Source organism: Streptomyces sp. JHA26, from assembly GCF_002005565.1.
Classification (GTDB): Bacteria; Actinomycetota; Actinomycetes; order Streptomycetales; family Streptomycetaceae; genus Streptomyces.
Map to the genome: position 1 here is coordinate 231,547 of NZ_BDJC01000002.1, position 10,902 is coordinate 242,448.

The 10,902-nt window shown below is 70.7% G+C and carries 7 protein-coding genes and 1 tRNA gene; 6 read left to right on the forward strand and 2 right to left on the reverse strand.

Features of this window, described 5'->3' with window-relative positions; all coding sequences use genetic code 11:
- Window positions 1–48: 48 nt before the first annotated feature.
- Together JHAT_RS02410 and JHAT_RS02415 are read right to left on the reverse strand one after the other, a co-directional pair.
- Window positions 49–1,518 (reverse strand): DUF2252 domain-containing protein, encoded by a 1,470-nt coding sequence (locus JHAT_RS02410; RefSeq protein WP_077796332.1) that lies wholly within the window; start codon window positions 1,516–1,518, stop codon window positions 49–51.
- A gap of 428 nt (window positions 1,519–1,946) precedes the next feature.
- Window positions 1,947–2,033, reverse strand: a tRNA-Leu gene (locus JHAT_RS02415).
- 495 nt (window positions 2,034–2,528) lie between these two features.
- Between JHAT_RS02415 and JHAT_RS02420 the strand changes: the two genes are divergently transcribed.
- The 6 genes from JHAT_RS02420 to pknB all read left to right on the forward strand — a co-directional run bounded on the left by JHAT_RS02420 (window position 2,529) and on the right by pknB (window position 10,740).
- A complete protein-coding gene (locus JHAT_RS02420; protein ID WP_077796333.1) occupies window positions 2,529–3,383 on the forward strand; it encodes a DUF3662 and FHA domain-containing protein in 855 nt (284 codons plus the stop codon).
- 10 nt (window positions 3,384–3,393) lie between these two features.
- Window positions 3,394–3,909 (forward strand): antibiotic biosynthesis regulator FhaB, encoded by a 516-nt coding sequence (gene fhaB, locus JHAT_RS02425; protein WP_077796334.1) that lies wholly within the window; start codon window positions 3,394–3,396, stop codon window positions 3,907–3,909.
- 141 nt (window positions 3,910–4,050) lie between these two features.
- Complete coding sequence (locus tag JHAT_RS02430; RefSeq protein WP_077796335.1) at window positions 4,051–5,601, forward strand: Stp1/IreP family PP2C-type Ser/Thr phosphatase; 1,551 nt, start codon at window positions 4,051–4,053, stop codon at window positions 5,599–5,601.
- A 27-nt stretch (window positions 5,602–5,628) separates the two neighbouring features.
- Window positions 5,629–7,074, forward strand: a complete 1,446-nt coding sequence (locus JHAT_RS02435) for an FtsW/RodA/SpoVE family cell cycle protein (RefSeq protein ID WP_077796336.1) — start codon at window positions 5,629–5,631, stop codon at window positions 7,072–7,074.
- Window positions 7,071–8,543, forward strand: a complete 1,473-nt coding sequence (locus tag JHAT_RS02440; protein WP_077796337.1) for a penicillin-binding protein 2 — start codon at window positions 7,071–7,073, stop codon at window positions 8,541–8,543. Before JHAT_RS02435 ends, JHAT_RS02440 begins: the two co-directional genes overlap by 4 nt.
- 190 nt (window positions 8,544–8,733) lie before the next feature.
- Window positions 8,734–10,740, forward strand: a complete 2,007-nt coding sequence (gene pknB / locus JHAT_RS02450) for a Stk1 family PASTA domain-containing Ser/Thr kinase (protein WP_077796338.1) — start codon at window positions 8,734–8,736, stop codon at window positions 10,738–10,740.
- Window positions 10,741–10,902: the final 162 nt, after the last annotated feature.

Here is a 10,902-nt window from a genome sequence, read left to right on the forward strand (position 1 = left end):
GCCTAGGGCACGGACCGCCGGTGCCGTCCGGCCCGCCGCCGAGCCCCCTCACACCCCCGTCTCGGCCGCGACCCGGCCCGAGCGCACCGCGGCGAGCAGCGCGGCGTGGTCCGCCTCGGTGCGGTCGGCGTAGGCCAGGGCGAAGGCGGCCACCGCCTCGTCCAGCTCCTCGTTCTTGCCGCAGTAGCCGGCGAGCAGGCGCGGGTCGACGCTGTGCGCGTGGGCACGGGCCAGCAGGGCGCCGGTCATCCGGCCGTAGTCGTCGAGCTGGTCGGCGGCCAGGGCCGCGGGGTCGACGCTGCCCTTGCGGTTGCGGAACTGCCGCACCTGGAAGGGGCGTCCGTCGATCGAGGTCCAGCCGAGCAGGATGTCGCTGACCACCTGCATGCGCTTCTGTCCGAGCACCACCCGGCGACCCTCGTGCGCGACCTCGGGCACGTCGAAACCCGCGGTCGCCAGGTGGGGCAGCAGCGCGGAGGGCCGGGCCTCCTTCACCTGGAGCACCAGCGGCTCGCCCCGGTGGTCCAGGAGCAGCACGACGTACGACCGCGTGCCCACGCTGCCCGTGCCGACGACGCGGAAGGCGACGTCGTGCACCGCGTACCGGGCCAGCAGCGGCAGCCGGTCCTCGGACAGGGTCGCCAGGTAGGGCTCCAGACAGGCCGCGACCGCCGCCGCCTCCCCGTCCGGCACCCGGCGCAGCACCGGTGGCGCGTCCACGAAGCGGCGTCCGCCGTCCTCGGTGGCCTCGGTCGACCTGGCCGCGAACCGGCCGCTGGTGTTGGCCCGCGCCTTCTCGCTCACCCGCTCCAGCGTGCCGAGCAGGTCGTGGGCGTCGGTGTGGGAGACGAGTTCCTCGTCGGCGATGGCGTTCCAGGCGTCCAGGGCGGGCAGTCGGGCCAGCAGGCGCATGGTGCGCCGGTAGGCGCCGGCCGCGTCGTGGGCCGCCTCCCGGCAGGTGTCCTCGTCGGCGCCGGCCTCCCGGCCCGCGAGCACCAGTGAGGCGGCGAGCCGCTTGAGGTCCCACTCCCAGGGGCCGTGGACCGTCTCGTCGAAGTCGTTCAGGTCGATGACCAGACCGCCGCGGGCGTCCCCGTAGAGGCCGAAGTTGGCCGCGTGGGCGTCGCCGCAGATCTGGGCGCCGACGCCCGTCGTCGGCGTGCGCGCCAGGTCGTACGCCATCAGGCCCGCCGACCCGCGCAGGAAGGCGAACGGCGTGGCGGCCATCCGCCCGGTCCGTATCGGGGTGAGCTCGGGTATCCGGCCCCGGTGGGACTCCTCGACCGCGCTCACGACGTCCGGCCGGGCCCCGTCGAGGTCCAGGGCGGCGTGCGCGGACCGAGGGACGCGCCCGCGCAGGGCCTTGCCCTCCGCCTTCGGTGAGCCGCCCACGGGCCACCGCGCGAACCCCGGCACCTGCGGGATCCGTCCCGCACCGGCTCCCGCACCGGCCTCCCGCGCCGCACCGGTCGCCGCCGTACCCGCGCCGTCGTGCGTCCTTGCCCTCGCCTCGGCCATCGGACCGTCCTCCCCGCCTTCCGTACCCGACCACGCGCCCGCCGCGGCGGACCGCGCCCCGCCGCCGGCCCTCCCCGACCACGCCGACCGCGCTCCCGGGGCCCGACGTCATCGCCGTGGACGCGCCCTGACCGTACAGCCGAGTGCCCCGCCCGTACACGACCACCCGAAGGCCCTCCCCATGACGCCGGACAGGGAGCGGAACAGAAGGTCCCCACCGGGTCGCCCACCGGCCCGGCGACCGGGTCGCGTACGGCTCCGCGGCCCACCGCCGTCCGCAGGCCCACACCTCGACGGCCGACGGGGAGCCGTCCGACGCCCCCGCCCCGTGGCCACGCGAGGGGCACCATCCCGGTGAGACCTTCCTCACAGGGCACCCTCCCGGACAACGCGGAAGCCCCCAGGTCCGAGACCTGGGGGCTTCCGTCTGGTGCGCGAGGGGGGAGTTGAACCCCCACGCCCTTGCGGGCACTGGAACCTGAATCCAGCGCGTCTGCCTATTCCGCCACCCGCGCATTGGGTGTGTCCTCGGGCTCCGTTCCTTTCGGCCCGGCGCCTTCCGACATCCAGAACATTAGCACGCTGTCCGGGGTCGATTCACATCCCTTGTCTGCGGGCGGCCGGACCTCCCCGCGCCGGCCGGGCACTCGCCCCGATCCGTGTCCGTTCACGTATCAACCTCGTACCGGTCCCGTCCGTCTCCCCAGGAGCCGGTAGGGGTCCGCAGCCGGGTGCGGGACACTGGTCCACGGTCGCCTCTACGATCCTGGGCATGGATACGGGTGGGCGGGAGCACGCTCCGAACGGCCCGGGGAGTTCGAAGGAGAGCTCCAGCGGGAACTCCGAGAGGCGTCGACACCCGTCGACGGGGCCGACAGGGGGAACCAGCCGATCGACCGGTGCGTGGATACGATCAGTAAGCAGTACCAGGTGGACCGTGCGCGAACACGCCGCACGACAGGCAGTACGCAAGGCAGTGGACAGGACGGCAGCGACGGAGGAGGTGCCCCATGGGAGTCCTGAAGAAGTTCGAGCAGCGTCTCGAAGGTCTGGTCAACGGCACCTTCGCGAAGGTGTTCAAGTCCGAGGTGCAGCCCGTGGAGATCGCGGGAGCGCTCCAGCGCGAATGCGACAACAACGCGACCATCTGGAACCGCGACCGCACCGTCGTGCCCAATGACTTCATCGTCGAGCTGAGCACGCCCGACTTCGAGCGCCTCAGCCCCTACTCCGGCCAGCTCGGTGACGAGCTCGCCGGAATGGTGCGCGACTACGCCAAGCAGCAGCGCTACACCTTCATGGGACCGATCAAGGTCCACCTGGAGAAGGCGGACGACCTCGACACCGGCCTGTACCGGGTCCGCAGCCGTACGCTCGCCTCCTCCAGCAGCCAGCAGGGCGGCCCGGCACCCGCCGCGCCCCCCGCCGTCCCCGGACGGCCCGGCGCACCGGGCGGCTACGGCTACCCGCCGGCCGCCCCGCCCATGCCGGCCGCCCCGCCGCCCGGCACCCGCCCCGGCGGTTACGGCTACCCGCAGCCCGCGGGCCCCCAGCACCCCCCGGCCGCACCCGCGCCCGGCGCCCGCACCCGCCACTGGATCGAGATCAACGGCACCCGCCATCAGATCTCCCGCGCGACCCTCGTGCTCGGACGCAGCACCGAGGCGGACGTGCGGATCGACGACCCCGGCGTCTCCCGCCGGCACTGCGAGATCCGGACCGGAACGCCCTCGACGATCCAGGATCTCGGGTCCACCAACGGCATCGTGGTGGACGGGCAGCACACCACCCGCGCTACGCTCCGCGACGGCTCGCGGATCGTCGTGGGCAGCACCACCGTTATCTATAGGCAAGCCGAAGGGTGATCCGGGGGCAATGTCAGAGCTGACCCTCACGGTCATGCGGCTGGGTTTCCTGGCCGTACTGTGGCTGTTCGTGATCGTGGCCGTGCAGGTCATCCGCAGCGACCTGTTCGGTACGCGGGTCACCCAGCGCGGGGCGCGACGCGAATCCGCACGACCGCAGCAGGCCGCGCGCCAGGGCCAGGCGCCTCCACCGCAGCGCCAGCAGCCCAGCGGCGGCCGTGGCCGCCGGGGCGCTCCCACCAAACTCGTGGTGACGGAGGGCACCCTCACCGGCACCACCGTCGCCCTCCAGGGCCAGACCATCACGCTCGGCCGGGCACACGACTCGACGATCGTGCTGGACGACGACTACGCCTCCAGCCGCCATGCCAGGATCTACCCGGACCGCGACGGGCAGTGGATCGTCGAGGACCTGGGCTCGACCAACGGCACCTACCTGGACCGGTCCCGGCTGACGTCCCCCACACCCATCGGTCCGGGGGCGCCGATCCGCATCGGCAAGACCGTCATCGAGCTGCGGAAGTAGTGCTACACCAATGAATGAGCGCGAGCGGAGCGAGCACGCAGCGGCGGCCGGCACCCCGGGCCACGGCGCGCTCCCGACCGGAGGGTGGGCAGTGTGGCTCGACACGACCGGCTGCATTCGGAGCCGACGGGCGAGGTGCGCATGAGTCTGTCACTGCGTTTCGCCGCCGGATCGCACAAGGGCATGATCCGGGAGGGCAACGAGGACTCCGGTTACGCCGGTCCCCGCCTGCTCGCCATCGCCGACGGCATGGGCGGCCAGGCCGCCGGAGAGGTCGCCTCCTCCGAGGTGATCTCCACCATCGTCGCCCTCGACGACGACGTGCCCGGCTCCGACATCCTCACCTCGCTCGGCACCGCCGTGCAGCGCGCCAACGACCAGCTGCGGCACATGGTCGAGGAGGACCCCGCCCTCGAGGGCATGGGCACCACCCTCACCGCCCTGCTCTGGACCGGCCAGCGCCTCGGCCTCGTCCACGTCGGCGACTCCCGCGCCTACCTCCTGCGCGACGGCGTCCTCACGCAGATCACCCAGGACCACACCTGGGTGCAGCGCCTCGTCGACGAGGGACGCATCACCGAGGAGGAGGCCGGCACCCACCCGCAGCGCTCCCTGCTGATGCGCGCCCTCGGCAGCGGCGACCACGTCGAACCCGACCTGTCCATCCGCGAGGTACGGGCCGGCGACCGCTACCTCATCTGCTCCGACGGGCTCTCCGGCGTCGTCTCCCACCAGACCCTCGAGGACACCCTCGCCAGCTACCAGGGCCCCCAGGAGACCGTGCAGGAGCTGATCCAGCTCGCCCTGCGCGGCGGCGGCCCGGACAACATCACCGTCATCGTCGCCGACGTCCTCGACCTCGACACCGGCGACACCCTCGCCGGCCAGCTCTCCGACACGCCCGTCGTCGTCGGCGCCGTCGCCGAGAACCAGGCCCAGTTCGGCGACAACGGCATCATGCAGACCCCGGCCGGCCGCGCCGCCGGCCTCGGCCGCCAGGGCGGCGGCCGGCACGGCGGGGGCGGCGAGTTCGGACCGCCCGGCAGCGGCGGCGACATCACCGGCTACATCCCCACCGACGGCTTCGGGGACTACGGCGACGGCGACTTCACCAAGCCCCGCAGGAACCACAAGTGGCTCAAGCGGTCCTTCTACACCGTGCTCGCCCTCGCCGTCATCGGCGGCGGCCTCTACGGCGGCTGGCGCTGGACCCAGACCCAGTACTACGTCGGCACCAACGACGACCACATCGCGCTGTACCGGGGCATCAGCCAGGACCTGGCCTGGGTCTCGCTGTCCAAGGTCCAGAAGGACCACCCCGAGATCGAACTCAAGTACCTGCCGCCCTACCAGCAGAAGCTCGTCGAGTCGACGATCGCCGAGGGCGACCTGAACGACGCCCGGGCGAAGATCGAAGAGCTGTCGGTACAGGCCTCCGCCTGCCGGAAGCAGGCCGAACGGCGTGCCGCGGACAGCGAGAACGCGAAGACGGGCGAGGGCGAGGCCGGAGGCACCACGGGAACCACTCCCGCCTCCTTCACGTCCAAGGCCACACCGACACCGACCGCGTCGGACTCACCGAAGACGCCCGAATCGTCCCCGTCCCCGTCCACGACCGCACCCACTACCAGCCCCGGCCCCAGCCTCTCGGAGGAAGAGCAGAAGGTCGTCTCGCTGTGCGGTAAGCAGTAGGCAAGCCGTGAGAGGCCCCGTCACACGATGAGCAGTACTTCCCACTCGCCGACGCACCACACGTCCACGATCGGTTCCATCGGCGCGCCCAGCCGCCGCAACACCGAGCTGGCCCTGCTGGTGTTCGCCGTCGTCATCCCGGTCTTCGCCTACGCCAACGTGGGCCTGGCACTCCACGACGAGGTACCCGCCGGACTGCTGAGCTACGGCCTCGGACTCGGCCTGCTGGCCGGTGTCGGCCACCTGGTCGTCCGCAAGTTCGCGCCCTACGCGGACCCCCTGCTGCTGCCTCTGGCCACCCTGCTCAACGGCCTCGGACTCGTCGCCATCTGGCGCCTGGACCAGTCCGAACTGCTGCAGAGCATCGACCAGGCCGGTACCGCCGCGCCCCGCCAGCTGATCTACACCGCGATGGGCATCGCCCTGTTCGTCGCCGTGCTGATCTTCCTCAAGGACCACCGCGTCCTGCAGCGCTACACCTACATCTCCATGGTCGGCGCCCTGTTCCTGCTGCTGCTCCCGCTGGTCCCGGGCCTCGGCAAGAACATCTACGGCGCCAAGATCTGGATCCAGGTCGGCTCCTTCTCCATCCAGCCCGGTGAGTTCGCCAAGATCGTCCTCGCGGTCTTCTTCGCCGGCTACCTGATGGTGAAGCGCGACGCCCTCGCCCTCGCCAGCCGCCGCTTCATGGGCCTCTACCTGCCCCGCGGCCGCGACCTCGGTCCCATCCTCGTCGTCTGGGTCATCTCCATCCTGATCCTCGTCTTCGAGACCGACCTCGGCACCTCGCTGCTGTTCTTCGGCATGTTCGTGATCATGCTGTACGTCGCCACCGAGCGGACCAGCTGGATCGTCTTCGGCCTGCTGATGTCCGCCGCCGGCGCCGTCGGCGTGGCCAGCTTCGAACCCCACATCCAGACCCGTGTGCAGGCCTGGCTCGACCCCTTCCACGAGTACCAGCTCAGCCGGGCGGGAAGCAGCGACGGCATCCTCCACTCCGAGCAGGCCATGCAGGCCCTGTGGGCGTTCGGCTCCGGCGGCACCCTCGGCAGCGGCTGGGGCCAGGGCCACTCCGAGCTGATCCGCTTCGCCGCCAACTCCGACTTCATCCTCGCCACCTTCGGCGAGGAACTCGGCCTGGCCGGCCTGATGGCCCTCTTCCTGCTCTACGGCCTCATCGTCGAGCGCGGCATCCGCACCGCGCTCGCCGCCCGCGACCCCTTCGGCAAGCTCCTCGCCGTCGGTCTGTCCGGTGCCTTCGCCCTTCAGGTCTTCATCGTCGCCGGCGGTGTGATGGGGCTCATCCCGCTCACCGGCATGACCATGCCCTTCCTGGCCTACGGAGGCTCCTCCGTCATCGCGAACTGGGTCCTGATCGGCATCCTGCTGCGCATCAGCGACACCGCACGCCGCCCGGCCCCCGCGCCCACCGCCAACCCCGACGCCGAGATGACCCAGGTGGTCCGACCGTGAACAAGCCCCTGCGCCGCATCGCGATCTTCTGCGGTCTCCTGGTCCTCACCCTGCTCATCCGCGACAACTGGCTCCAGTACGTCAAGGCCGACGAGCTGAAGACCCACGAGGACAACCGCCGCGTCGCCATCGAGCGCTACGCCAGCCCCCGCGGCGACATCATCGTCGACGGCAAGGCCATCACCGGACACGCCACCACCGAGGGCGACTTCAAGTACAAGCGCACCTACAAGGACGGCGCCATGTGGGCGCCCGTCACCGGGTACGTCTCCCAGGCCTACGGCGCCACCCAGCTCGAGAGCATCGACGACGGCATCCTCACCGGCAACGACGACCGGCTCTTCTTCCGCAACACCCTCGACATGCTCACCGGCAAGAAGCGCGAGGGCGGCAACGTCGTCACCACCCTCAACAGCGCCGCGCAGCGGGCCGCCTACGAGGGCCTGAAGAAGCAGGGCGGCAAGGGCGCCGTCGCCGCCATCGAACCCTCCACCGGCAAGATCCTCGCCCTGGCTTCGTTCCCCTCGTACGACCCCTCCACGATCGCCGGCGGCGGCAAGGCGGACGGCGAGGCCTGGAACAAGATCATCGAAAAGAACAACCCCGACAAGCCCATGCTCAACCGCGCCCTGCGCGAGGTCTACCCGCCCGGCTCCACCTTCAAGGTGGTCACCGCCGCGGCGGCGCTCGAGCACGGCTTGTACAAGTCGGCGGACGAGAAGACCGACTCCCCCCTGCCGTGGATCATGCCCGGCACCACCACCCCGCTGAAGAACGAGGGCAACATCCCCTGCGAGAACGCCACCCTCCGCGAGGCACTGCGCGTCTCCTGCAACACCGTCTTCGGCAAGGTCGGCTACCAGCTCGGCAACGACAAGATGCTCGAGACGGCCAAGAAGTTCGGCTTCACCGAGGAGCAGTTCGTCCCGGTCCGCTCCAGCGCCTCGGTCTTCTCCGACGACATGAACGACTCCCAGGTCGCGCTCTCCTCCATCGGCCAGTTCAACACCGCCGCCACCCCGCTGCAGATGGCCATGGTCACCTCCGCCATCGCCAACAACGGCACCCTGATGAAGCCGTACATGGTCGACGAACTCCAGGCCCCCAGCCTCGACACCATCGAGAAGACGGAGCCGCAGGAGATGAGCAAGCCGCTCTCCCCGGAGAACGCCCAGATCCTGCAGTCGATGATGGAGACCGTCGTCGAGGACGGCACGGGAACCAACGCGCAGATCGACGGCGTCAAGGTGGGTGGCAAGACCGGTACCGCCCAGCACGGTGTCGACAACAGCGAGAACCCGTACGCCTGGTTCATCTCGTACGCCAAGACCGACGACGGCAGCTCGCCGGTCGCCGTCGCCGTGGTGGTCGAGGACGAGAACGCCAACCGCGACGACATCTCCGGCGGCGGCCTCGCGGCACCGATCGCGAAGAGCGTGATGGAGGCCGTCATCAACAGCAAGAAGTGACCAAGCGCTGAAGGGGACGTGACTCCGCTCACGTCCCCTTCACATCGACGCACGTTGCGATACCGGTCCTGTATCGGGTACCGGGCTTGGCCAGGTCGCACCGAGCGAGCCGGGTACGGTAGGCCGGACGGCAGCCTCCGACCGTACAAGCATGCCGGTCGGGACCGACGGAGAGGGCTGGTAGGTAACCATGGAAGAGCCGCGTCGCCTCGGCGGCCGGTACGAGCTGGGCCAGGTGCTCGGTCGTGGTGGCATGGCGGAGGTCTACCTCGCGCACGACAGCCGGCTCGGCCGCACCGTGGCAGTGAAGACGCTCCGCGCGGACCTCGCGCGCGACCCGTCCTTCCAGGCCCGGTTCCGCCGGGAGGCCCAGTCGGCCGCCTCGCTCAACCACCCCGCGATCGTCGCGGTCTACGACACGGGCGAGGACTACATCGACGGGGTCTCCATCCCGTACATCGTCATGGAGTACGTCGACGGTTCCACACTCCGTGAACTCCTCCACTCCGGCCGCAAGCTGCTGCCCGAGCGGGCCATGGAGATGACCATCGGCATCCTCCAGGCCCTGGAGTACTCCCACCGCGCCGGCATCGTCCACCGCGACATCAAGCCGGCCAACGTCATGCTCACCCGCAACGGCCAGGTCAAGGTCATGGACTTCGGCATCGCCCGCGCCATGGGCGACTCCGGCATGACGATGACCCAGACCTCCGCCGTCATCGGCACCGCCCAGTACCTCTCCCCGGAGCAGGCCAAGGGCGAGCAGGTCGACGCACGCTCCGACCTGTACTCCACCGGCTGCCTGCTCTACGAGCTCCTCACCGTCCGGCCGCCCTTCGTCGGCGACTCCCCGGTCGCGGTCGCCTACCAGCACGTCCGCGAGGAACCGCAGGCCCCCAGCGTCTTCGACCCCGAGATCACGCCCGAGATGGACGCGATCGTCCTGAAGGCCCTGGTCAAGGACCCCGACTACCGCTACCAGTCGGCCGACGAGATGCGCGTCGACATCGAGGCCTGTCTTGACGGCCAGCCGGTCGCCGCCACCGCCGCGATGGGCGCGATGGCCGCGGGCGGCTACGGCGGCTACCCCGACGACCAGGCGACCACCGCCCTGCGCTCGGACCCCGGCGCGGGCGCCGGCGCCACGACCATGCTGCCGCCGATGAACCCCGACGACGGCGGTTACGGCTACGACGACCGCCCGGGCCGGCGGCGCCAGCAGAAGAAGTCCCACACCTCCACGATCCTGCTGGTCCTGGCCGGTGTCCTCGTCCTCGTCGGCGCCATCCTCATCGGCAAGTACGCCATCGGCGGCGGGGGCGTCGGCAACGACAACGTGCCGGTGCCGAACTTCGTCGGCCTCACCAAGCAGGAGGCCGGCAACCGGGCGACCAACGCCGACCTGGAACTGGCGTTCACCCAGAAGCCCTGCGAGGACCAGGCCAAGAACCACATCTGCTCGCAGGACCAGAAGCCGGACACCGAGGTCAAGAAGAACTCCGTCATCAACCTCGTCGTCTCGACCGGCGCGCCGAAGGTCGAGGTCCCGGACGTCGAGGGCCAGACCTTCGCCGACGCCGAGCAGGCCCTGAAGGACAAGGGCTTCAAGGTCGAGAAGGAGACCAAGGAGTCGACGGACACCCCGGACACGGTGCTCTCCCAGGACCCCGAGGGCGGCACCTCACGCGAGAAGGGTTCTACCGTCACGCTCACCGTCGCCCGGGAGACCTCCCAGGTGACCGTGCCGAGCCTGCTGGGTCTGAGCCCGGCGGACGCCGAGCAGCGGCTGAAGGAGAAGGGCCTCGTCCTCGGCACGCAGACGGAGGAGGAGTCCACCGCGCAGGCGGAGGGCACCATCTTCGAGCAGAGCTTCCAGCCGGGCACCGACGTCGACCGCGGCAGCACGGTCGACGTGAAGATCGCCAAGGCGCCGAAGAAGACCAAGGTGCCGGTGATCAACCCCGGCACGCCCCTGGGCCAGGCCCAGCAGGCCCTCACGGCGCAGGGCTTCACGAACATCCAGGTGAACGGTCCGAACGACGGCAACGCACTGGTCATACAGCAGAGCCCGCCGGGCGACTCCGAGGTCGACGACCCCGCGAACACACCGATCGTGCTGACGACCGTGGGCGGCGGCGGCAACAACGGTGACAACGGCGGCGGCCTCTTCGGCGGCCTCGGCCGCCACGGCGACTGACGCCGGCGAACGCACGGAGCCCCGTCCCTCCACCGAGGGGCGGGGCTCCGTCCTTGTCGGCCCGCGGTGATGCGGGAGTGTCCACAGGTCACGCTCGCCGGCCAGTTGTCCACAGGCCTGCCGACACCTCGCCGCTCGCTCCGGGCGAGCCGTGCTCGACGG

What these genes read in the sequence shown, in the direction of transcription:
- JHAT_RS02430 (WP_077796335.1), top strand. Translation starts at nt 4,051, where the DNA reads ATGAGTCTGTCACTGCGTTTCGCCGCCGGATCGCACAAGGGCATGATC.
- JHAT_RS02435 (WP_077796336.1), top strand. Translation starts at nt 5,629, where the DNA reads ATGAGCAGTACTTCCCACTCGCCGACGCACCACACGTCCACGATCGGT.
- fhaB (WP_077796334.1), top strand. Translation starts at nt 3,394, where the DNA reads ATGTCAGAGCTGACCCTCACGGTCATGCGGCTGGGTTTCCTGGCCGTA.
- JHAT_RS02420 (WP_077796333.1), top strand. Translation starts at nt 2,529, where the DNA reads ATGGGAGTCCTGAAGAAGTTCGAGCAGCGTCTCGAAGGTCTGGTCAAC.
- JHAT_RS02410 (WP_077796332.1), bottom strand. Translation starts at nt 1,518, where the DNA reads ATGGCCGAGGCGAGGGCAAGGACGCACGACGGCGCGGGTACGGCGGCG.
- pknB (WP_077796338.1), top strand. Translation starts at nt 8,734, where the DNA reads ATGGAAGAGCCGCGTCGCCTCGGCGGCCGGTACGAGCTGGGCCAGGTG.